16 protein-coding genes are annotated in these 23,454 nt (G+C 67.3%); 4 read left to right on the forward strand and 12 right to left on the reverse strand.

Going from position 1 to position 23,454, the window contains the following annotated elements:
• Positions 1–172: 172 nt before the first annotated feature.
• Positions 173–532 carry a DUF4148 domain-containing protein gene (locus tag BLR29_RS24115; protein ID WP_092140335.1) on the reverse strand — a complete coding sequence of 120 codons (360 nt, stop codon included), beginning with the start codon at positions 530–532 and terminating at the stop codon, positions 173–175.
• A gap of 14 nt (positions 533–546) precedes the next feature.
• Here BLR29_RS24115 and BLR29_RS24120 point away from each other — a divergent pair, with 14 nt between their 5' ends.
• Both BLR29_RS24120 and BLR29_RS32100 read left to right on the forward strand, forming a co-directional pair.
• Positions 547–1,533 carry a YceI family protein gene (locus tag BLR29_RS24120; RefSeq protein ID WP_255371406.1) on the forward strand — a complete coding sequence of 329 codons (987 nt, stop codon included), beginning with the start codon at positions 547–549 and terminating at the stop codon, positions 1,531–1,533.
• A 64-nt stretch (positions 1,534–1,597) separates the two neighbouring features.
• Positions 1,598–1,834, forward strand: a complete 237-nt coding sequence (locus tag BLR29_RS32100) for a hypothetical protein (RefSeq protein WP_143018514.1) — start codon at positions 1,598–1,600, stop codon at positions 1,832–1,834.
• Between the two features lie 68 nt (positions 1,835–1,902).
• On the opposite strand, the gene BLR29_RS24125 is transcribed toward BLR29_RS32100, so the two are convergent.
• Positions 1,903–2,862, reverse strand: a complete 960-nt coding sequence (locus BLR29_RS24125; RefSeq protein WP_092140337.1) for a GlxA family transcriptional regulator — start codon at positions 2,860–2,862, stop codon at positions 1,903–1,905.
• A gap of 110 nt (positions 2,863–2,972) precedes the next feature.
• Here BLR29_RS24125 and BLR29_RS24130 point away from each other — a divergent pair, with 110 nt between their 5' ends.
• Both BLR29_RS24130 and BLR29_RS24135 read left to right on the forward strand, forming a co-directional pair.
• The gene (locus BLR29_RS24130; RefSeq protein WP_092140338.1) at positions 2,973–3,278 is read left to right on the forward strand and encodes a putative quinol monooxygenase; all 306 of its coding nucleotides are present in this window, start codon (positions 2,973–2,975) and stop codon (positions 3,276–3,278) included.
• 55 nt (positions 3,279–3,333) lie between these two features.
• On the forward strand, positions 3,334–3,774 hold the full coding sequence (locus BLR29_RS24135; protein ID WP_092140340.1) for a thioesterase family protein: 441 nt from the start codon (positions 3,334–3,336) through the stop codon (positions 3,772–3,774).
• Positions 3,775–3,860: 86 nt separating this feature from the next.
• On the opposite strand, the gene BLR29_RS24140 is transcribed toward BLR29_RS24135, so the two are convergent.
• The 10 genes from BLR29_RS24140 to BLR29_RS32550 all read right to left on the reverse strand — a co-directional run bounded on the left by BLR29_RS24140 (position 3,861) and on the right by BLR29_RS32550 (position 23,447).
• Positions 3,861–4,571: a glycosyltransferase family 2 protein gene (locus BLR29_RS24140; RefSeq protein WP_176861045.1), complete on the reverse strand. Its 711-nt coding sequence runs from the start codon at positions 4,569–4,571 to the stop codon at positions 3,861–3,863.
• Positions 4,572–4,821: 250 nt separating this feature from the next.
• Positions 4,822–7,257 carry a S8 family serine peptidase gene (locus BLR29_RS24145; RefSeq protein WP_092140343.1) on the reverse strand — a complete coding sequence of 812 codons (2,436 nt, stop codon included), beginning with the start codon at positions 7,255–7,257 and terminating at the stop codon, positions 4,822–4,824.
• The gene (locus BLR29_RS24150; protein ID WP_092140347.1) at positions 7,250–8,830 is read right to left on the reverse strand and encodes a hypothetical protein; all 1,581 of its coding nucleotides are present in this window, start codon (positions 8,828–8,830) and stop codon (positions 7,250–7,252) included. The genes BLR29_RS24145 and BLR29_RS24150 overlap by 8 nt, the downstream gene beginning before the upstream one ends.
• A gap of 43 nt (positions 8,831–8,873) precedes the next feature.
• Positions 8,874–12,650, reverse strand: a complete 3,777-nt coding sequence (locus BLR29_RS24155; protein ID WP_092140348.1) for a hypothetical protein — start codon at positions 12,648–12,650, stop codon at positions 8,874–8,876.
• On the reverse strand, positions 12,647–15,190 hold the full coding sequence (locus BLR29_RS24160) for a hypothetical protein (RefSeq protein WP_092140349.1): 2,544 nt from the start codon (positions 15,188–15,190) through the stop codon (positions 12,647–12,649). The genes BLR29_RS24155 and BLR29_RS24160 overlap by 4 nt, the downstream gene beginning before the upstream one ends.
• A gap of 2 nt (positions 15,191–15,192) precedes the next feature.
• Positions 15,193–17,451: a DUF6603 domain-containing protein gene (locus tag BLR29_RS24165; RefSeq protein WP_092140350.1), complete on the reverse strand. Its 2,259-nt coding sequence runs from the start codon at positions 17,449–17,451 to the stop codon at positions 15,193–15,195.
• Between the two features lie 227 nt (positions 17,452–17,678).
• On the reverse strand, positions 17,679–19,001 hold the full coding sequence (gene oxlT / locus BLR29_RS24170; RefSeq protein ID WP_092140351.1) for an oxalate/formate MFS antiporter: 1,323 nt from the start codon (positions 18,999–19,001) through the stop codon (positions 17,679–17,681).
• A 793-nt stretch (positions 19,002–19,794) separates the two neighbouring features.
• Positions 19,795–20,739, reverse strand: a complete 945-nt coding sequence (locus tag BLR29_RS24175) for a glycosyl hydrolase (RefSeq protein WP_218132712.1) — start codon at positions 20,737–20,739, stop codon at positions 19,795–19,797.
• Between the two features lie 69 nt (positions 20,740–20,808).
• Positions 20,809–22,770: a di-heme oxidoreductase family protein gene (locus BLR29_RS24180; RefSeq protein WP_218132713.1), complete on the reverse strand. Its 1,962-nt coding sequence runs from the start codon at positions 22,768–22,770 to the stop codon at positions 20,809–20,811.
• A 539-nt stretch (positions 22,771–23,309) separates the two neighbouring features.
• Positions 23,310–23,447 (reverse strand): hypothetical protein, encoded by a 138-nt coding sequence (locus BLR29_RS32550; protein WP_176861046.1) that lies wholly within the window; start codon positions 23,445–23,447, stop codon positions 23,310–23,312.
• Positions 23,448–23,454 lie beyond the last annotated feature (7 nt).

The raw sequence follows: 23,454 nt of genomic DNA on the forward strand, positions 1-23,454 counted from the left end.
AGCTTGGGGCGGATCAGGGTCCGCCGGGTATCCGGGCACAGTCGAAAAATGGATGCGTGGGGAGGTTCTCGCCGCTGCAGCGGGTCCCATCGTCGATGCCGCGTTCCGCGTCTGCGGATGGCGACGGCAAGGCGACCGGGACGCGCGGCGTGCAGCGGCGCGGGTGCGCCAGTTACGCGCCGTAGTAGAACGGGCTGCGCACGTCGTCGATGCGGTAGTGGGGGGTGGTGCTCTTCGGCATGCTGACGGCAGCCTGCATTTGGCCCGACATCGGCGCTTGCGTGGTCGCCACGGCATTCTTGCCGGCTGCGGCGGCGGCATCTTCCGCCGCGATCTTGGCTTCCGCCGCCTGGATATCCGCGGGATAGGTCGAGTCGTCGCCGACGCCCGGGTGGTAGCCGGCCTGCTCCACGCGGATCAGATCGGCGCGCACTTCGGCGCGGGTCACCGGGCCTTGCGTGCTTTGTGCGAAGGACGCGACCGGTGCGACCAGTGCGATGGAGATCAGAAGGGTGCGGGTGAGTGCGTTCATGATGGATTACCTCTTTGAGTTGGATTCGCCCGGAATCGCCGGGTCAGCTACGCTTTCATCATGTTGGTGAAGCGTTGCACCTAGTTTTGGCTTTGAGCACTGACCTCACTCTGTCTATTTCATTACGATCCTGTCATTCTTGGATCGAGCGGTTCGCGCGCGCGTGTGCAGGCAGCGGCCATGAAGATCGTTTGCCGCCACATGGAGGCGGTCGGCGACCCGATGGCGGCCACAGCCCTTCGCCGATGGCGGTGGCCCGGCGTGGAATAAATCGTGGCCATCGTGCGTTTAGTCAGACGGACCATCGTTCTTCTGTCGAGGGAAGCATCGTGAGCGATCCGCCACTCCGGTTGGGGCATGCCCAGAGGCGCAGGATCGCCGGACCGCTGTTTGCCACGCTGTTTGTTGCGTTGTTCGCCATCGTCCCCACTGCATTCGCAGCGGAGGTGGCGCTGATCGACCCGGCCCGACCCGCCGAAAAGGAAGCGCCGCTCGATCAGTACGTGCTGGCGCCGCAGCACTCAAGCGTCACATTCGATGTGGACGCCTTCACGCATTCCCGTATCCGCATGCGCTTTGGACGCATGCGTGCACAACTCGAAGGCACTCGCGCGGGTCTGGACGCAGGACGCGTTACCGTGACGATCGACGCCGCAAGCGTGGAGGCGCGCCCGCGCTTCCTCTCTCCGATCATCCGGGGTGGCGGCATGCTGGATGTGGAGCGCTATCCGGAGATCCGCTTTGTCAGTACGCGGTTTGAAAGAGCGGAAGAAGGCGGCGGATGGCTGCTCGGCGATCTCACCATCCGCGACATCACGCGCCAGGTGCGCCTTCGCGTCGCGCCGGGCGACGGCATCGGCAGCCCATTGCGCGGCGGCACGCTTGCGTTTTCCGCTGCCGGCGAAGTCAGTCGGCGCGAGTTTGGTTTTTCGGCATGGTTCCCCACTGTTGGTGACGCCGTGCACATGAATATCCAGGTCGAGTTCGTGCTTGGGCCGTGATGGAGTTGGCAGTACTACCGGGGGTTTCGACGGGGGTTTCCGCAGTACGACACGGGAGAACATCATGTCGATTCGAATAGTCGCGGCATGGCTTGCCGCGTTCCTGCTTGCCGCGTTCTTCATTGCGGCGTGTGGCGGAGGCGAGGACGACTCCGGCACCACGTTCGCACAGGCGCCCGGTCCGGGATCGGCCGGCGGGGCGTTGGTCGGTGGCCCATCGTCGGGGGCCTCCGCTCCGTTTGTCCCGGCGCCGACGACCGGCGCAGGCGGGTCGGGATCGGGATCAGGGGGCGGCATGTAGCGCGGACCGTCGGGATCGGTCGAAAGCGGCGGGATCACAGCGCGTAGCCGTGATCTCCCGCAGGCCGCTCATGCCCGTTTGATTTCGCGGATGCCCTTGCCCAGGCGACGGCGCAGCAGCGTCCGCAGGGTCACGCCGTCGGCATAGCCCACCATGTCGGCAATCCTGTCGACGCTGTTGGTGCTCGTCTTCAGCAGATGCACCGCGCGCTCGATACGCAGGTCTTGCACGTAGGAGACCGGCGTCTTGCCCAATACCTCCCGGATGCGCCGCGCCAGCGTGCGTTTGCTGGTGGCCAGCTCGCTGGCCGCGTCGTCCAGGCGGAAGCCCTTGTCCAGATGCGCGCGGGCCCAGCGATCAAAGCGCTCGACCAGCGGGTCGGCGTGCGACAGATGATCCGCGATGATGTAGGCCGATTGCGAGGGTCGCGAGTCCACGACGAGGTAGCTGGCCACCAGCGCAGCGAGTTCCGGACTGGTCTGGCGGATCAGCCACAGGGTCATGTCGATGTGGCTGAATGCCGCGCCGGCCGTCACGAACTGCCCGGAGTTGACGATCATATGGCTGGTGTCGAGCCGCACGCCCGGATAGCGCTGCCGGAACAGCGGCGCCAGCCACCACGTGGTGGTGGCATCGTGCTGGTTCAGCAGGCCGCTTTCCGCGAGCACGAAGGTGCCGATACACGCCGCGGCGATGCGCGTGCCGGCATCGGCCCAGTCACGCAGCGCGGCCGCGGCCTCGGCAACGTCCGGCCGGTCCAGGGCCTGCTGCAGCGCGTCGGGCATCTTGTAGCCCAACGCGGGCACGATCACCAGATCGGGCGGCGGGCAGTCGACGGCCCGGAGCACCGGCACACCCATCCCCAGCGCGCTTTTCACCCGGCGCCGCGTGCCCACCACGGAAACCTGGAAGGGCGGCCCCGGCCAGGCTTGCAGCGCCGACAGTTCATTGGCCGTCGCCAGTGCATCCAGCACGATGGCAAGGCCCGTATCGAAGACCCCGTCAAGGGCCAGGACCGTGATATTCATGGCGAGATCGATACCAAAGTTGTCAATCTTGCCAGCATCCCAGAGGCGTGCGCGGCTGTAAAGTGAATCCCGTCGCAGCCATTGCGATTCACTCCCCAAGGAGACTCACCATGATCAAGTACGCACTGTTCGCCCGTCTGGAAGCAAAGCCCGGCAAGGAATCGGAAGTCGCCGCGCTGCTTGAGACGGGCCTGAAGCTGGCGAATCAGGAAGCCACCACGCCCATCTGGTTCGCGTTGAAGTTGTCGGCGCGCACGTTCGGCGTTTTCGACGCCTTCACGGACGAGGCGGGTCGCCAGGCCCACCTGGCGGGACCGATCGCTCAGGCCCTGATGGCGAAGGCCGACGAGTTGTTCACGCAGCCGCCGAGCATCGAGAAGATCGACGTGCTGGGCTTGAAGAATCAACCCGCGTAACCACCACGGCCGGCAGGGCTGCCCTTGAAACACTCACTGGATCTGAGCCAATAACATGTACGAAAAAGTGCTGGTCGCAGGCTGGGGCGATATGGACTTCAACGCCCACATGCGCAATACCGCCTATCTGGACAAGGCCGCGGATGTGCGGATGATGTACTTCTCAAGCTGCGGCTTCTCGATGAGCGAGTTCATGCGCATCAGGCTGGGCCCGGTGGTGATGAAGGACGAGATCGAGTATTTCCGCGAGTTCCAGCTACTCGACGACGTCCGCATTACCTTGAGCCTTGCCGGGCTTTCCGATGACGGCAGCCGCATGACGCTGCGCAACGACTTCTATCGCCAGGGCACGCTGGCGGCGCGCGTCACATCGACGGCGGGCTGGCTCGATCTGAACCGGCGCAAGCTGGTTTGTCCCCCGGAGGCGCTTATGCAAGCCTTGCGGGAACTGGCCCGGAGCGAGGATTTTGTCGTGTTGCCGGATAGCAGCCGCTGACGTGCCGAGGCTCGCCGCTCGTTGATCCATGCGTGAGCGGTCGAGCCTCGCCAGATGCGGGTCGCCGGGGTGGCGGCCCGTCGACCCTATAGCAGATCGAGTGCGGTCAACAAGGACGTAGCCAGCGCGAACAGCAGTCCGGTGGCGCCGAGGCGCTCGTAGACGATGCCGAACTTCTCGCGGCGCTTCTGCGACGGGTAGGTTGCGCTAAGTCCGCTTTCCTCGATCGACGACAGCGGCACTTGCACGTAGCGAAACGCCTTGGCCGTGAATCGCTTGTAGTACTGGATGACGAAGTCCAGGTCGGAGTAGATCCGCCACTTCTCTTCGTAGCGCAGGTCGCACACACGGAAGGCCATGGCCTGATGGCAGGCATGGATCACGCCGGCGCGCAGCCGGCTCAATGGCGCCGCCGGCTCCAGGCCGCGCGGGCTGATGTTGTCGCCGTAGATCAGCCACGGCGTTTCGCCCTGCCGGGCGCTGCGCACGACCGTGGACAGCGCATCGGGTGTGGCGAAGCAGTCGCCCGAATTCATGAACACCGCCCATTCGCCGGTGGCAAGGTTCAACCCCTTGTTCATGGCGGGATACACGCCGCCATCCGGCTCGCTGACGAAGACGTCGATCTCGGCCTGGCGCGTGCGCGCCAGCTCGACGGAGCCATCCGAGGAACCGCCGTCGATGACGAGATACTCGAGCACATAGTCATCGCGGCTCTGCATCTGCACGCTGTCCATGGTGCGGCTCAGGCCGTCACGATTGTTGAAATTGATGGTGATGACAGAGATTCGGGTCATAGCTTGCATTCCAGGCGCACAAACGTGATGAATAAACCGCGCTTCCGACAAAAAATGACGCCTGGTGGCAGGTGGGGGCCTGACACTTTTTTTTTCGACTGAGCTTTGGATTTACCGACTACAGCGTGTCTTTTCGACAGCAAAGGCTCTCACACCGCCCCTTATGGTTATGTGGGCCAACGCACGAAGTCATCGTGGTGTCGTGTCGGCGTGACAGATCGCCGCGAAGGGGGGATGTTGCTGGCCTGCGCTAGCCGGCCACCAGCGACGACCATCCCGTGCCGGGTGTGAAGTCGGCGCGGCACGGGCGGCCGTCGGGCAAGACCGCGAAGACCATCGCCCGCTCGCCTTGCGTGACCACGGTGGCACCGGCGAGCGGGCTGACGGACGTGTAGGCATCGATCGCGATCAATGGCGTCCAGGCGGCGCCCGGGGTCAGCGAGAGAAATGCGGCATGAAGCAGGCCCTCCGCGCTGACGGCGGCCACCACCAGCGTGTCGCCCGGCAGCATGGCGAGTCCCACTTGGCCTTCCTGTGCGAAGGCGGGTGCCAGGCCGACCGGCGTCAGCGCTTCGAACAGCAAGGGCTGCAAGCCGAAACCGCACGCGTAGAGAAGACCGTCCGTCCCCACCGCCACGGCCGCCACGCCACCAAGGTTGTTGGCCAGACCGGGCTTGACGCCGGGCTGCATCGCGATTTCCGACTGTGCGGCCACGCCTTCGTGCCAGAACGTGGTGTGGCCGTCCGGACCCGGCACACCGGCCATCCAGCGCAACGCGCCGCCATCGTCGATGGCCACCACGTCGAGCATGCCCGGTTTGCGCACCACCATCACGGGCCCCGGCGTACGACGGTAGGTGCTGAGCGCGTCGAGATCCACCGGGTCGGAAAAATCATGATCGCCCATCACGGTGGCGTCGTAGTCCACCACCACCAGCCGTCCGTTCGGCGTGATGCCGGCGACGGTCGTGATCTCGTTGACAGGATGACCTGCCGCGAGGTCATAGCCCGGCGCCAGGGTGCCGATCGGTGTGCGCAGGCGTGCGATGTCGCCGGTGTTGCCGAGGGTGTCCCAGTAGTAGTAGCGCAGCGAGCCGTCCGCGCCGGTGATCAGCACCTCGAATACGGTGCGCAGCAGCGGCGCTATTTCGAGCGACAACAGCACCGCGGGCTGGGCGTCCGAGAGCGCGAACGCCTTGCCCGGTGGCTGCGGCAATTCCGGGCCGAGACCGAACAGCGCGGACCACGTGCGCAGGCTCAGCCGGTCGTCGGCGCCAAGCTGCACGATGATGGCGCTGTCGCCCGCCACCGGCACGGCGGCGGGTGCGGGCAGGATGCGCGGCCACCCCATGTAGGCGGCGATCTTGCGCAGATCCGGCATGCCGCCGATGCCGCCACCGGGGTCCGGGCCGGCCGGCGTGCAGAGCTTTGAATTACGGAACAACGCGCGGATGTCGGTCGGAGACAGGCACTGTCCGTCCCGGGCGGCCGCGCACATGCCCTGGATCGCGCACACCACGCCGGCGATGACCGCCGACGCGCCCGAGGTGCCGCCGAAATCCCGATACGGATAGGCGGCGTTGTCGTAGGGCGCGTGTGCCTTGTCGAAGTCGGCAAAGCAATCGACGCGCGCGCCAAAGCTGGAACCGCGCTTCCACGGCGGCACCACCGCGTCGGGGGTGACGGCCGGCCGGTCCTGTATCGCGCCGCCCACCATGATCGCCAGTGAATCCCGGTAGCTGGCCTTCACTGGATTGAAGTGATCGCACTCCTGGCGGTTATCCATGTCGACCCCGGCATTGCCTGCCGGCTCGACCACCGTGATGCCAAAGAACACCAGCAATTCGATAGCCGTCTGCACTTGCCGTGAGAGTTCCACCGGCAGCGCCGGATCGTCGTCGTTGTGCACCATCCACGGCCGGGCACTCGCCAGTTCGATCAGGACGACGCCGCCGGGCCGCGCGGCGTCGCCGGCAACGCGCAAGGCCCGGGCCGTGTCGCCCTGGCCGTCCGCGCGCATATCCGTCACCAGATAGCCGTCGGCATCGGGCGTGATGCCGACGATGCCGCCGCCGTTATCGCTCGCCAGCACCACGCCCATCGCGGACGTACCGTGGTCGATGTACTTCTGGGCCTGGGTGGCGGCGCCGAACACGGAGAACGGCGTGATCCGTGCGGTCGCCAGGTCCTCGTGTGAGGTATTCCAGCCGTGCTCCAGATCTGCCACGCGCACACCGCGCCCGGTGCCGCCGGGCACACGCCAGGCATAGCGCGCATCCACGCCGCGTGGCGCGGGCCGCAATTGCAATGCCACCAGTGTTTCCGAATTGGTGCCATAGGCGACGCGGCTCGCCGGATAGCGGTCCTGCCGCGGCTCGGCCCACTCGACGAACGGCAACGCCTGCAACAGCGCGGTCAGCCCCTCGGCGTCGGCGGCATCGCAGACCACCCGATACCAAGCGAACGGATCGGGGGGCTCCACGCCTTGCATGCGCGCGGTGTCCACCATGTCGGCCAGCACGGGCACGTCTTCGTCCGCGAATCCCGGATCGAGCCGCAGGTCGGGATAGGTGGCGGCAAGATCGTCCCAGTAGGGTTTCAAATCGCCCAGGGATTGCTCGGCCCCGCTGGCATAGGGCAGCACAAACCCATCCAGCAGTTTCACGTCGATCCACGTATCAGCCATGACTGTCTCCGGGCGGCACGACGTCCTCGGTCATGACGTCGAAGCGCAAGTGAGAGACCGGCGGGCCCGCCAGCGGCGTGCGGCTGCGCTCGATCCACAGCACCGGCCTGCCGTGGGTGTCGCGAGCCAGCCGCGCACGGCGCCGCAAGGCCACGCCGCTGCTGGCGATGGCTTCGGCGGCTATCTCGTGGCCGCGCCCGAAGCCCGGCCCCGATGGCCCGCCGATCAGGCGCGAGACCGGACCGGGCCGCACACGCGGCATGGCCCCGGTGAGGTCCGCCACGATGCCTTGTTGCCAGTCGCCGTAGAGCCCATCGGGATGCGTGCGTCGATAGGGATGCCAGTGCGCGGGCAAGGTGGTGGATGGCAGGTAGCGAAACCGACGCGTGCCCGTGCGCGTGGTCTCGCGGACTGCGGCATCCGTCTTGTCGTCGGGCAACAGCACGCGACCGTCAGCGCGCAACTCCACCGCCCACGCCGCGTTGGCGTCTTCGTCGATCCCCAGCGATACGTCGTCCAGCAGCGGTCCGGCGTGAGGCGCCACGGCCACCGGCCAGATCAGCAGCGCGCCGGCGTCCAGCCCGGCCGTGTGAAACAGCGACCAAGCCTGCGGCCCGTCCACCGGCGGCGGCGCCAGCGGCCAGGTGTCGCCGAAGCTATCGCGCACCACGGCCTGGCGAATGGTGACGAGCACGCCGGACGAGGGCGATGCCGTGCCCCCGGCACCCGGCAGCGGCGATGGCACGGGAATCCAGAACCAGTCGTCGGCATGCGCCAGCGCCACGTCCAGCAATAGCGCCGTGCCAAGGTGCGAGCGGTCGGGCGAGAAGGCACCGATGTCCACCGCCTGATCTTCGATCTGCCACCAGCGCGGGTTGGGTGCGCCCGGGTAGGACAGGCGGCTGGCCAGCACGTGTCGCGCCGGTGGCGGTTCTGCCGGCGTGCCGCCGGTCGGGCGCAAGACCGAGCCGCCGCCATCGGCGGAAAACCAGTCCAGGTCCCCGCCATCGTGCTCGCGGATTTCCAGCCGGCGCGATCCCGCGCTAAAGCGGGCGTCATGCGTCAGCCGGCGGGCAGACCAGTTGTCGGCGGGCGGCGAGGGCACCTCCGCCCACAGCGCATGGCCCGCCAGCACGCCGGCCGTGAAGATGGCGCGCCCGTCGAGCGTGCCGGACAACGCCTCATAGGGCGGCGGCAGGTCGCCAAAGCGCAGCGTCGCCAGCCTTTGCGGCGACAGTGCGGCGAGCAATGGGGAAAGCAATGGCGCCGCAGCACGGCCCAGGCGCGCGCGTCGGCCCAGCGTCCACCAGTCGCCCGGCTCGGCTTCCACCAGCGGTTCGGCGGGCACCACGGTCGGATCGAGGTCGGGCCGGCGCGGCGCGTACTGCAGCGGCTCATGCGTGACGCTGAGTGCCACCGATATCGGACTGGAGGCATCCTCGCCCTGCAACTCGCCGAGCTGCCATTGCCGCGTCAGGAACCACACCGGGTCCGCCACGCGGGCGCGCAAACCGTTCTCGAAGTCCGTGGGCGGGCTGAGGGGTTCGAGCCAGAAGTGAAAGGGCATGGTCATGGCCGCAATCCGGTCGGGGTCGGGAGCGAGGGCGGAAGCGACATCAGGTCCACGGGGACCAGAACATCGCCGGGAACGATGACAACGCAGCGGGCGTGGCCACGCGGGCGCCCGGTCGCGGCCGGTTGGCCCGCGCGCGGGCAAGCAGCCGGGTTTCCAGCACCAGCGCGGCCAGTTGCGCATCCGTCAGGCGCTGGGTGGCATCGGGCGGGACCGCCAGCAACACCGCCTGCGGCGCACGCGACTTGGGGCCGTTGAAGCCGAAGGCAGCGCTGGTGACGTGCTGTTCCGATGGAATCGCATCGTTCCACGCATCCAGGCAGGCAATCGCCATGCTGTCCGGCAGGGCACCCGGATCCGGCCCATAGGCCACGATGACCGGCCCCGTGCGGGTCCACGGATCGGCTGACCCGGACGGCGTCGCCACCATCGCGCGCCAGGGGATCGCGGTCGCATCCAGTTGCCGGGCTTCGAGCAGCGCCAGCCGGGGCCGTACCGCTGCAACGATTTCGAGCCATGTGCGGTCGGTCTCCGGGCGGCCGTCGGCATTGACGTCCGCCACGGCCATGGTGGGTGCGAGATTTGACGGGATGACCGGCAGCACGGGCAGGCGCGGTTGGCCCGCCAGCGCGCGGATGGCCTGGCGGAGCCCGTTCACGCCCGGCCCCGCCACCACGGGGAGGCGCGCCTGCAGACGCGCACGGGCCTGCGCCAACGGCTCTTCGTCGCCGGCCTGCGTGGCTTGCCATAGCCGGCATTGCGCCAGGCACCAGTCGCCATTGGCGGGATCGTTGAAATCGATGCCGTCGAAGGTGGCGAGCAGCCCTTGCAGGCGCGTACGCAAGGCCACCAATCGGGTGGACAGGTCAGCCAGCATGGCGTCGCGCAGCGGCGTGGCGGGCGCGTGTTCGTCGTCGCGCCCGTCTGTGGTCCCCGGCACGGGCGGGTTGCTGTCGCCGCCGCCGAGCAGTTCGGCCAGCCGGCTGGCACGTGCGAGCTTGTCGGCGCCGGACCCCGCAACAACCGGCAGCGTCGCGTCAAGGCTGCCACGCAGCAGGCGGGAGAGATCGGCATCGCCGAGCGCCAGCGCGTCCGCGCCATGCAGGCCCCGGTCGACCAGACTGACCGTGTCGGCGCCGATGGTCCAGGTCCAGTCCTGTGGCGGCCCGAGTTCGGCATCGAGCAGGTCTGCGAACGCCGGGTCGGCCTGCAGCGCGGGCGAGGCGGACGTGCCGCGCAAATGGCCCGGTGGCAGCAGGGCCCAGGCCGACACGCGTACGCTGCTGGCCTGGCGCGGCGTGCGGATGGCGCGGAGGTCCGGCGGCGCGCCGAGCCCTGCGGCTGCTTCCATGGCGGCGTTGCCCACGCCCCCTTGCCCCGACACCAGCGCGTGAATGCCATCGGCGACCAGCAGGTCCGCATAGGTATCGAGCGCCGCGTCGCATACCGCCAGGGCCGCGCGCACGTCGGGGGCGAAGGCGGGCGCAGGCGGGTCACCGGGTTGGGGACGAAACAGCAGGCGCAGCACCCGTGCGCCGTCGCAGCAGCGTTGCCCGGCGTGCGTGTCGCGCAGCGGAAACTGCTGGCGCAGCGCGCGCACGGTGTCCCAGTCGCCAACGATGCGTTCGACTTCGAGCCCCAGCGCCTCGTACGGATGCAGGCCCAGCCGCACGCGTTCGGCCAGCCGGGCGGCGGCGCGCACCTTGCCGGAATCGATGGCGATCTGCCACCGCGCGTCGCCGGGGTAGCGGATGGCCGCGTCGCGGAGCAACGCCGCCGTCATCGCCTGCGTGGGCGAGGGGGCGTGCAGCAGGCCGGCTGCGGTGGGGCCTGGTGGCAGGCCTTGCCCCGGATTGGCCGCGTCGTAGGGCGCGGGTCGATCTACCCAGCCATAGGCCCCGAGCCGCCACGGCGCGCGCGCGGCGTGGAGCTGGCGCAGGCGCTCGGTCGCCAGCCCCGTGATCCACGGGTCGACGCGATGGCTGGCGGTGTCCAGCGCGGCCAGCACACAGGCAAAGACGCCATGTCCATCGCTGGCATAGACCTCGACCAGACCGATAAGCGCTTCCATGCCGGTGATGTAGCGCTTGGCCACGCGCTGCGCGCCGGCATCGCCCGATAGCAGATCGTTCAGATGCGGATTGGCCAGCGCGCCGGAGTACCCGCGCTGCACGAGCTTCACCAGCACGTCCGTACCGGCCTGCAGCGGCAGCGGCGCAGCCGGGTCGACGGGCAGGCCGGCGTCCATGGCTTCGCGCGCCTGCCCCACGCTGGCGCGCAGCAGGCAGACGGTTTCGAAGATGAGATGGCCCAGCAAGCCGAGCTTGCGCTGCCAGCGCAGGGGGAACGCCTCACTGTCGGTGTCGAGCAGCACGCGCAGGGTGTCGGGGTCGTCGGCCTCGCCATCGGGCGTGGAGCCGGGCAGGTCGGCAACGTGCCAGAACGGCCCAAGGGGCGCGAGCGGTGTCTTGCGTCCGCCGATGCTGGCGGCCGTATCGTGATCCCACGGGCTCGGCATGGAGGGCGCAAGGCCGCGCATGGCGTGCATGGCGTTGACCACAGGCAGCGTGGACAACGGCCGCAGCCCCCACCTGCGCGTGGGCGCGTGCTGCCCGAGCAGCTCGACGGCCTCTGCGGCGGAGGCCCCGACCACCGTGCCGGGGTAGACGGAGGCATCGGCCGCTGCGGCGTCCCGCCAGGGCACGACCCAATCGCGGACATGGCCGGCCGTGAGGTCGGGGTCCGACCAGTCGGCGAGCAATGTCGCAGGCAGCAGGCCGTAAGGTTGAGGGCCCACGCGGATGGCCGGATACGGTCCCTCCGGCGCAAGGTAGCTGGCGGCCCAATCGGCCAGTTGCGCTTCGGCGTCGCCGGCACCGGTCACGTCGCGCAGCGCATGCCCCCATAGCACCGGCCACAGGGCGCGCACGACGGTCGGGCCGTAGCCCTCGGCAGGTGCATCGCCAGCTTGCAGGGCCACCGGTGTGGCGTCCGGGCCGGCCAGTGCGGCCATCACGGCTGCCGAGGCGCTGTGCGCAACCGGCAACGCGGCATCGACGTTCGTCCATGCAGCCGGGTCCGCGCCCATTTCCGCCGTGGCTTCGCCGTCCACGGTGTTGGTGGGCGTGCCCGGCACCAGTACCGAGAGACGGCCGGTCGCGGCATGCATCGCGGCGAGCGGCTCCGGTGCCAGGTCGCCAAGCCCGGCCACGATGATGGCCTCCAGCGCAGGCGGCGGCCCGCCGATCGGAAACGGGATCTCGATCGCAAGACCCGCGGCCCGCGCCTTGTCGAAGGACGTCCACCAGGTCTGCGGCAGTTCGCCATCCGCGGCAGGTGCTGCGAAGGCCGCCAGCTCCAGGTCACTGAGGATCAGGCCACGGTCGGGGTACATCGTGCCGGCGAGTGTCGGCACGGTCTCGCCAGCCTCAAGGAACCATACGCGCAGCGCGGGCGGCAGGCCGTAGGGCTGGTGGATGTCGGGATAGTCGTCGGGGCTGCGCACCGCTTCCGCGCTACGGTCGGCGCGCGGCACGGCGCCGCTGTTGTCGATCTCCACCGTGCGCCGCAGCCAGATCGCGCGCTCCATGCCCAGCCGCGCGGCCAGCGCACGCAAGCGCGTGTCGGCATCGTCCGCATACTGGCGCAGCACGTCATCGAACACGTCGAGTTCCTCGGGCGATGGCGGCGCCGGCCGGCGCGCCATCGAGAACTCGTCCGGCCACACGCGCAAGCGCAACCGCCAGCCGGGCCGCTGGCCATCGGGCGCGTAGAAGCGCGTTTCGATACGCAGCGGCGCCAGGACTTCGACGGTGCTCATGCCAGCCCCAGCTTGCCGATCATCACGCGCACCGGTGGCGCGAAGGTGCCGGAGCCATAGGCCGCGCCGTCGGCAGCGGGCGCCGTCGGCATGTCGTGACCGAGATGGCGGCCATAGAAGCGATATCCGGCCGGGGGCTCCTCGAGGACCACCCAGTGTTTGGCCAGCTCCGCCGGCTGCACGTCGAAACCGAAAAAGGTGACATCGGCGCCGACCCGGCCCGTGAAGGTGGGGAAATGCTTGCGGCTGTCGTCCAGCGGCACGGCGGCAGCCGGTGCCGTCCAATCCGCGTCGGCCTCGTAGAGATAGACCACCGTGGCGGGATAGCGGCGAAACAGCGGCGTCTGGAACAACAGCACTGCTTCCAGCCCACGAGCGCCGGGTGTGAATCCCGCACTCCCCATGTCACTGGCGTCGGGCCAACTCTTGATCGGCAGGATGTCCAGCTCGCCGCCCGCGCGCTGCCAGAACTTGCGCAGCGGCGACCAGCGCGGCGCGATGGGCAGGTTGCGCCAGCGCAGTTCGCCGAGTGTCTGGTGGTTCGCGCCCACCAGAAAACCTTCGACAAACGCGGGGTTGGTGGCCAGCGCCACCACACGGTCCGGCAGCAGCGCCCCAATGCCGGGCAGCAGCCAGTCGGGGGCGGCGTCATTGAGGAATCGCCACAGTGGCAGATCCAGCTCGGGCTCGATCTCGACCGGGCCGATGTCCGTGATGCCCGTCAGCGTGCCCAGCACGCGGCGCACCACGGGCGGTGGCTCGGCAAACGGGTCGACCGCATCGGCAACGCGCTGCCCCAGTTCGCCGAGGTCGACGGGGCGACACGGACGCGGCCTCCTGCCGAGCGAGTCGATCCACGAGCCAACTTCCTCTTCGTTGACGACGGCAGGCGGGCGCCGCACGGCCAGCAGCACGCGGTCCGGGTTGACCTTGCCGTGGGCGTCGGGCACCAGCGCGGCAAACAGCGCAGCCAGTCGATTCAGGTCGTCCAGGCCGCCCACGCCTTGCAATTGCTGCATCAGGTCGTCCGCCTGCCCGGCATCGGGAAACGCGTGTCGCAGCGCATCGCGTATGGCGCGCGTGGCGTCCTCATGCGGCATGTTCCAGATGGCTTCGGGATCATCGGGCGGCGCCGGGCAGGCGGCTGCGGCGTCGAGCAGGCTGCGATAGGGCAAGACGCCATCGCGCGTCAGCGCCGCGCGTGCCGGGCCGGACCGCATCGCCCGGCGCGCGGCCGACGACCACACTGCGGGGCCCATCTGCGGCGTGCGGCCGGTGAGCGCGGATGACACGGTGTGCTCGGTGTCCACCGGCATGCGGCCGAGCATGGCGCCGAGCACCGCGAGCTTGTCGACCGGATCGGGCGGCATATGCCGGAACCACAGCGAGCGCGTTGCCTCCAGCCCCAGCGCGACATTGCCGACGCGTTCGCGGGCGATGGCCAGGTCGCCGGCGCGGATGGCGGCGGCATCGGCGATGCGGTCCTGCCACGCAATACCGGCCCACGCGCCCAGCCCGGCTGCACCACGTTGGCGCGGATCGGTATGGAACTGGTGGCTCCAGCCTGCCACGGGCGCGGTGCCCGGTGGCGTGAAGGGGGCGTGATAGACGGGCGCGGTCAGCACCCAGCGGCCGGCGGGCGCGGGCAGGGCATCGGCCAGCGCGGCGATCTCGGCAGCCACCCACGGATCGGCGGCGGCGAACGGCACGCCCGCCATGCTCGGTCGTTGCAGGGCGCCCGCCGCATGCAGCGTGGCACTGGGCGGCTCGCCCGGCCCCGGCGGCTTGCGGCGCAGGTAGGTGAGGTCGGCACGGCCAAAGGTGTCGTCCAGTTCCGTGGCTGCGGGGGTTTGCAACCGGCTGGCGATGTCGCCGAAGTCGCCCGCCTCGCCGGTACGAAAACTCCAGCTGTCGAAGCACGGCAGCCGCACGGGCTGTCCGGCACCGGCCGGCCATGCATCGCGCAGCGTGCCGTCCGGCTCCACCACATATGCAGGCACGAGGCAGGCGTTGTAGGCGGTCATCGCCTGCAGGATTTTGGGGCTCAGGATGCGGCTGTAGGTCACGCCGTCCACCACGTGCACATGCGCCCACAGATGCGATTGCGTCAGCACGTGGTCGGCCTGCGCCTGCGCGGAGAGCGTGACGCGGCCATCGCGGCCGGGCAGCACGTCTCCGGGCACACCGACCACCAGCACCAGCCAGGGGCGGATGGCGTTGGGGAGGCGCGGGTCCGGAGAATAGCGCCACGGCAGGTCGAGGGTATCGGCGTGGCTGAACTCGATCAGCGCGCGCTTGGTCGCCTCCGCGTCGCACGCACCCGGGGCGGGAAACCGGCGCGTGGTCACACCGGGGGAAAGGCGCGCGACGTCGCCGGGGCCAAACAGCTCGTAAGGCGCGGGGGCCGTGGCCGAGCGCGGTCCGTTCACGCCGACTTCCTCCAGCGCGACGGTTGCGGCAGCCTGCAGCCGGCCCGACACGATATCGCCGGTGGCGCCGTAGCGCAGCGGGGAAACGTACCAGGAGAAGAAGTCGGCCATGTTCAGATCCCTGACAGGTCGATGGGTGCGAGGAAATCCGCCATCGGCACGGCGCCGCCGGTGGTGTTGCCCTTGGCGAAGGCGTGCGCGGCGGTGGCGCTGGTGTAGCTGGGAAAGTCCGTCGGCGGCACGGTGGCCCACGTTTCGTGCTGCGCGTGAATCAGTGCATCCGTGCTGCCCAGTGCCGGCGCTCGCTGGCTGGCGGTGACCAGCCCGCTGGCCGCGACGAGGCTGATGGCCTTGCCGGTCAGCCCGGGCGGATTGGCGGGCAGGACGATCACATCCACATCGCGGTTATCGGTCAGTTTCGCGCTGGTCTGCGGCGCGCCGCTGCCGAGCACGAGGCCGGCATCGAGTACGTCGAAGGGCGGGCGGTTGAGTTGTTCGGCCGCGTTGAGATTGCAGTAGTTGCCGGGGGCGAAGCGTTCGGTCACCGGCGAGCCGGGCGTGGTGACGCGCACGCCAACCCGCACGGGCAGCGGCAGGCCGTCCACGCGATCGACCGGAAATCCCAGCGGCGCGCGGCGCTGCGACCATTGCAGCGCGCCCGTGGGCGGAACCGCGGCCACGCCGTCACGGGTCGCGCGCGGGGCCAGCACCACGGCGGGATCATTCACGGACGCCGCGCGCACGTTGCCGGCGCGGGTGACTTCCTCCTGCATGATGGCGAGCAATGCGCCCGGGCTTGGCGCCATGTCGGCGGGGCCGCTGCCGAGGGAAAAGGTCTCGTCCCAGGAGATGTCGAACAGAAACGTCTCGATGGTCAGCCTGCCGCGTACCACCAGCGGGCCCGGGCCGGACACGGTGCCATCGAGCCGGACGCCGCCGAAGCTGAAGCCGCCGGCACGCACGTCGAACCCGGCGGCGGCGTTGGCGACAAAGGCAAACGGCCGGAACTGCACCAGCGCATCGAGTTGCAGGAAGCCGTGGGCGGAAAGGCCCATGAAGATGGTGATATCCAGCCGGCCGCCGAGCTGGATGGTGTTGGTGGTGAAAGCCAGGTAGCCCTCGGCGCGGATCTCGATCAGGCCGCCGCCTTGTTCAAGCGCCAGCCCGACCCGGCGCATCGCGGGCAACTGCGCGGGCTCGGGATTGAAGCCCGGATAGAAGCCGCCAATCGACACCACGGTATAGGCCTGGCTGCCCCAGTTCAGGCGCAGCGCGGCATCGCCAAACACGGAGAAGATGCCGAGCACGTGGCTGTCGACCAGGCTGGCATCCACCGACACCAGCGACTGGGCCGGGTCGACGATGCCAAGGACGTCCAGCCGCAGATGGATCAGACCGGGCGTCCCCGGAATGCCGGCGCGGGCCACGCCCATCACCACGACTTTTCCGCTGGGGATTTCCACCACCACGCCGAGGTCGAGCGACAGGAAGCTGCCCGCGCCAATCGACAGCCATGCCAGACGCAGCGTGGGGGCGATCAGATGGCGGCCATGGAAGGCGGGAAAGAAGCGCCGCAGGCTGTCGATCAGCGCGTTCGGGCTGGCGGGCGGACGCGTGGCAAACAGCGCATCGGCCGCCGCACCGGTGCGCACGGCAATCGTCAGCGCATCGGTCGCTGCCGTGCGGTGCACGCCGATCAGGCCACCCACGCGGTCCAGCGAAAAGCCGAATGACAGCTGGATCGGCGGATTGAACGACACGCCCATTACCGCCATGAAGGAGGGCACGCCGTCAGGCAGGCGCTCCAGCACCGCCGAGGCGCTGATGGAGAGGGCGCCCAGCGGCACATTGAGCGTGCCGCCAAAGCCGGGGGCATCGGCCAGCCGCACGATCGACCCGCCACCGGGCAGGCCGCCGCCCAGGGGCGAGGTCAGGGAGGCGCCAATGCCCGAAGGCTGATAGGGGCCGACGGTCAGCGCCGGCAGGACGGTGCCATCCGGCAGCCTGGGCTGCAGCACGAGCGATGACGATGAAAACGACAGCCGAAGCGGCCCGAGGGAAACGTCGCCATGCAGGCCTTCGGGGCTGTCCCAGCCGAGCGAGCCGGCAAGGTCGCCCAGGCCGGGGATATCGGGCAGGCCATCGAGCAGATATTGGCGAAGCTGCCCGGTCAGCTTGTTGCGTGCGGTCTCCCAGGCATCGGTGGCGGCCGACCACGCGGCGGCGGAGGGCGGGTTGGCGGCCATGTCGGCCAGTTGCTGCGCGGCGGCGGCAAGGGCATCCAGGTCGGCGGTGGGTGCGGCAGGGCCGAGCACTCGCCGCAGGCTGCTTCCCAGATCGAGCGCGTACTGGCTGACTTCGCTGGTGGCCATCGATGGTGCCCTCCGTCGTGGCCGCAGGATTCGCCAGACCGCGCGGCGCAGGATCTTACAGAGTGGAACGCGCTGGCGAGGAAAGCAAATTAGTCTTGCTTAACCCCGAAGTTCCGGGCACTTAACATTGTTCGGTCCGCTATGAGAAAGCAGGGTCCGGCCGTGCTGATTCGGGCACATCGCATGGATTTTGCGTGCCGTGATGGGACACAGCCGGACCCGGCCGATCAGGCGCCGACCGCCGCGCCGCCGGCAGCCGTCTCCCTGGCGAAGAGGCTTCTGGATTTCGCCACATGCGAAGCCAGCACCGGACGCAGCACCATGATCGCGAGGAAGGCGGCGGTCAGGTCCATGGCGGCGACGGTGTAGAGCACCGTCGACCATGTGCCGGTGGCCTCCATCATCAGGTTGCCGATCGGGACGAACAGCGCCCCGATACCCTTGGCGGTATAGAGCACGCCGTAGATCTTGCCGATGTGCTTGGTGCCGAAGGCATCGCCAGCCAGCGCCGAGAACAGTGAATAGACCTCGCCCCAGGCCAGGAACACCACCCCGGACAGGATCAGGAACGCGTACGGATTGCTGCCGAAATAGCCGAGCGCGATGATGCCGATCCCTTCCAGTGTGAAGGCGATGACCATGGTCTTTTCCCGGCCGATATGGTCGGAGATCCAGCCGAACAGCGGACGCGAGATGCCGTTCATGATGCGGTCAAGCATCAGCGCAAGCGGCAGCGCCGCCATCACGAAGAAGTGCAGGTCCACCTGGAACTCCTTCACGCCCAGGTCCTTGGCGATGACGCCGAGCTGCGCGACGGCCATCATGCCGCCGGTGACCACGAGGATGAACATCACCAGCATCAGCCAGAACAGCCTGGTGCAAAGCGCTTCCTTGAGTGTGTAGTCGCGCGTGGCCTGGACGAGTTTCTGCGAAGCCCTGACCTCCGTGGGTTTGGGCGAGCGCAGGAACCATGCGGCGACAAAGGCGATGGAGCCTTGCAGGATGCCGAAGAAGAAGAACGTGTCCTGGAAGCCCGACGACTCGATCATGGCCGCGATGGGCAGGATCGTGGCAGCCGAGCCCGCGCCGTAACCGCCAGCGGTAAGGCCCACGGCAAGACCACGGCGATCCGGGAACCACTTGAGCGCGTTGTTGATGCAAGTGGCATAGATCGAGCCCACGCCGATACCGCCGACGGCCGCGCCGAAGTAGAAGCCCATCAGCGTGGTGGCCTGGGAATTGATGACCCATGCCGCGCCGATGAACAGCGCGCCAAAGGCGACCATCAGGCGCGGGCCGAACTTGTCGATGAAGTAGCCTTCGATCGGCGCGAGCCAGGTCTGGACCAGCACGAAGAGTGTGAAGGCGACCTGGATCTGTGCGCGAGGCCAGCCGTAGGTGTCCTGGATCTCGGGGACGAACAGCGTCCATGCGTACTGGATATTCGCGGTGGCGATCATGCAGATCACGCCCACCGCGAGTTGCAGCCAGCGGGTTTTGTCGGATGCCGGCTGATGCGGGCTGAGCGCCGCCGTGGAGGGATTATTCATGGCGCGCTCCCTGGGTGGACGGATGCTTCCTGTCCGACGATTCAAATCGACACAGGGACGCACGGCTCCCTGGCTGGTATTTAGCCATTTTCATTTTATGCCTCCGATTTCTTGGTTGCGACGTCCGCTTTACGAAAAGGAATAAATCGCATGCCAACCCGATTAATTCAAAAGGGCGGTCGAATACAAGGTATGTGATATACCAGCTAAGTCAAGCCAAAGACGCGGCAGGGTTTTCACTCAATCCAGTGATTAATGGAATCAATAGCGAGAGCCCAAATCCGGTGGTTATCAATAATCGAGGCAAAAAAAAGCCCGCTGGCGCGCCGGCGGGCTGAGGCACGCTGCGTGACACCAGTCCGCAGCCTGTGATTTCCATTTATAGGTGAAAGCCAAACGCTTTTTTGGCAATTCCCCGTCAAATGACAAAAACGTAATCCAGTAAAATGACAAACCTGTAATCTTTCGATCCATTTCCCGCGTGCAGTCAAATTCGATCGGCTCGGCGTGAAAAAACGATCGTCCGGAGAAATGATGGGTTTTATGGTTTACCACGACGGAGATTATTGAACTCGATCGATTTATTCCAATACACATGCAGTGGAAGTGAATGGAGTCATGAATCCGGTCGTCGAATGTCGACCCGATTGGGGCGAGGGCGAGGGCGAATGCCGGGCAGGCGGGGCGCCCGGCGCATGCCGGGCGAATGCCAGATGGGTATGGTGCCCGCGCCGTGGCGCGCGGGACGAGGGAGGAGAGGAGGGGGGAGTCGCGCGCTGGCGCCCGCGCCGAATCAGTACGGCAGCGTCAGGTAGTAGCGGCCAAGCGCCGTCAGCTGTCCGTCGGCGGCAAGCAGGCTCGTGAAATGGACGTCGTTGTTCCATCGGCCCGTGAACCAGGCATAGCGGAACACATCGGGGCGCTGCTCGCAGGTTGCCACCATGTCCTGCATTTGCTGCTTCTGCTTGTCTATCGTGTCGATCTGCGCGCCATCGTTGTTGGAGTGCCAGTTGGCAAACTCCGTCACCCAGAACGGCTTGCCGTACTTGGCAAGGCGGTCGAGCTGGCCGCCCAGGCCATAGTCGTACCAGTGGAAGGCCAGGTAGTCGATCCGCGGGTCCCGGTTGCCGTTGGCGGCACGATACGCGGTATAGAACGCGTCAAGCCACATCACCGGGTCCTGGAAGCCGGGCATCGTTCCCCATGTCACGGTGGGGCCCACCAGCTTCACCCCGGTATGGGCGGCGATGCTCTCGTAGCGTGGCCACGCGGCAGCGGCGGCTGTCGGCGTCAGGTTGGCCTGGTCGACGAGATTCGGCTCGTTCATCAACAGCAGATACTTGATCTCCGGATGGGCGTGCAGATAGGTCTCCACGGCGGCGGCGTTGAAGCTGTCGTTCCAGAGCATGGGGATGTAGTCCATGCCATGAGCCGTCTTGACGTTCGCAGGCGCCGCGGCGTTCGGTTGCGATGCCCAGTTGTACCACCAGGACACACCGGGGGCGAGGGCGGCGAAGTCGGCCGCGCTGGCCAGATCGTAGGCGATCCCGCGCTTGGCGCTTTTTTGAATGGTTGTGGGCGCCCCCGGCGGCGTGGCGGGTGTGAGGCCGCCGCCATTGCCGGAGCTTCCGTTGCTGCCGCTCGTCGAGGCGGCATCCCCGCCGCCGCCGCATGCTGTCATGGCGAATGCCATCATCAGGGCCAACGCACCGTGGCCGATCACGTTACGCACACTCATTGAACATTCCGAGAGAGAACTGTGTGAGCCTGCTCACCCCGGTTTGCGGGGGTGAGCAGGCAAGGCGGATTACAGGGACTGCAGGAACGCCGTGATGGCGTCGCGGTCGGCCTTCGAGAGCGATTCATAGCGCGTGCGGCTGTCCGTTGCCTCGCCGCCGTGCCACAGGATGGCTTCCGTCATGTTGCGCGCCCGGCCATCATGGAGCAGACGCACATTCGCATCGGCGCCCTGCACAAAGCGCAGCGATCCGATGCCCCACAGCGGCGCGGTCCGCCATTGAGCAGGGTAGGCGCGGCCTTCAGACAGCGTGTCAGCCAGGTCCGGACCCATGTTGTGCAGCAGCAGATCGGTGTACGGATGGATCGTCTGCTCGCGCAGCTCTGCAAACGGGTGCGTATTGCCGGTCTTCATGGTCGGCGTGTGGCAGGCCACGCAGCGGACCTGCGCAAACAGGTCGCTGCCGCGCGCGATCTGCGTCGGATTCACGTCATGCTCGGGCGATACCCGAATGCCGTCCGGGAATCCGCTGCGCAGCTTGCGCTGGGCCGGCACCCCGATGAGCGACAGATAGTTCGACAGGCGCTGCAGCTCGGTCTCGCTGACCGAGGAGGGCACGGTCGACCCGCGACAATCCGGCGCGCCGCGCTGGCAACCCCGATCCGGGAAGATCGGCGAGGTGACGCCCATGTCCTTGAGCAGTGCGTCCGCCACCTGCTGCCTGATGCTTCCCTTCGAAGCCTTCCAGCCAAACCGGCCCAGGTGGGTCCTGCCCGTTTCGGGGTCGATCACGAAGTTCGGCGTGCCCTTGATGCCGTCGCCGTTGGCATCGGTCGGATCGGCGAGACCGAGGATCGTCGCCTCGGGTATGGCCTCGAGCAAGCCCATGCCGATGACCTGCGGCGCCTGGCGCGTCGAGAAAACCGCTGGCGTCGGCCCCTTGAACGCGTAGACCGGCTTGACCAGCTCCACCTTCTCGCCATCGGGCAAGGTACGCACTATCGTCTCGTACGACTTCACGGTCACGTCATAGGCGGGCGCGGCGCGGTCCTGCGCGTGCTGTTGCACGTTGAAGCCATAGACCGGGTCCGCCTTGCCGTCGGCGGTTGCCGTCAGGAAGGAGATCGTGTCGAGCGTCGCGCCAATGCCCGCCGCCTTGCTGCGGCCGTTGTTGGTGTGGCACTCGATACAGCGCGGCTGGTTGTAGCGCGGGCCGAGCTGGCCGATGTGCGCCGTGAATACCGGGTTGTCCTTGTCGTGCTCCGAGTGCGTGCCATCCATGAACGACGTGTGGAACAGGCGGCGACCCTCGACAAAGCGCTGGGTGTTGGCAATGCCGATATTGTTCGACATCTGCTGGAAGACCCGCATCGGCTCTTCCGAATAGTTGTACGAAATACTGGCCAGGCCGCCCAGCAACGTGTCGTCGGGCAGCGGCTCCGAATCGAGGTTCGGCGCAATGCCGTACCACGGCCGCATGCCCACGCCGACGACATAGAGCTGCTCGAACGAGTAGTAGCGGCTGCCGCCGCCATCGACGACCGGATCGCGCTTCAGACGCGGCGCGGGTGCCAGTTCGACCTTGTCGCCAATTTTCAGTGGACTATGCGGATCCGTGCGCCAGTTGGAATCGAACACCATCATGCAATCTTCGCGTGGCTGGCCTTCGCGGCAGATCGGCAGTCCGCCTTCCTTCGGATTGTTGAATCCGTAGTTCAGCGACCAGCCGTAGTCGCGCACGGTGGGATCGAGCACATTGCGGAAGAGGCTGAACGTCGTGCCATCGAAAATGCCCTGGTTCACGCGCAGGTAGACCTCGATGCGCTGGCGCCCGGCGGGCACGCCATCGCGGATTTCCAGGCCAAATGTCCTGTTCTGGAAATAGAACGTTGGAAATGTCAGGTAGCGGCCCGGACCGGCATCGGGCGCATCCCATGCTTCGCCGCGTTCGCGCGCGTGGCGCTCGGTCGGGCGGGAGCCCATCAGCGTCACGAGCGTGCCATCGGGTTCGCGGTACTGGATTTGCTCCATGGCCGGCGTATCGGAGGCAAACAGCGGTGTATAGCCTAGCGGCTCTGCCGTGGATGACGTCGAAGCGCCATCGCCACCTCCGCCACCACACGCTGTCACAAGGAGAATTGCGGCCAATAGGGAGGCCGGCCCACGGAGGTGAGCAAGGTATTTCATGACGTTATTGACCCTTTCTTTTTATTTGGAAACGTCTAATCGATGTATTTCTCTTCGATACCTGGCGAACGCGTTTCAGTTCTTCTGTTCGCAAGATTGGGGCCACCATTCCCCGTGGCCGCCGCGATGATGAACAACGTCCAAATAGATGTCAATTGACATGTTCTTGCAGGTAAAGCGACGATTTTTGTATGTCTGGTGACGGAAATTGTCATCCGAATTGTCTGCATCATTTGCCTGCGCACCCACGCTCGATGGGCTCGATGCAGGCACGCGTTGGCAGCTTTAAAGCGATGCTTTCAAGGGATGTTGTTGTTTCATTCCGCGTGGATGCGGCATCTGACACCGATACGCATGGTGTCTCTGCTTGACGCGGATAGTGGTCAGCGCGGAGTGGCCTCGGCGCTCGGACATGGCCTGCCGGGCGCAGGCGGTGTTGCTGTCAGGGAAACAGCCATGGAAACAGTCGAACCGCCTTTGATGCCGGCCGATGCTTCGGCGACATCAAAGGCAATCCACATGGGATCT

This window comes from Cupriavidus sp. YR651, from assembly GCF_900101625.1.
Lineage (GTDB): Bacteria > Pseudomonadota > Gammaproteobacteria > Burkholderiales > Burkholderiaceae > Cupriavidus.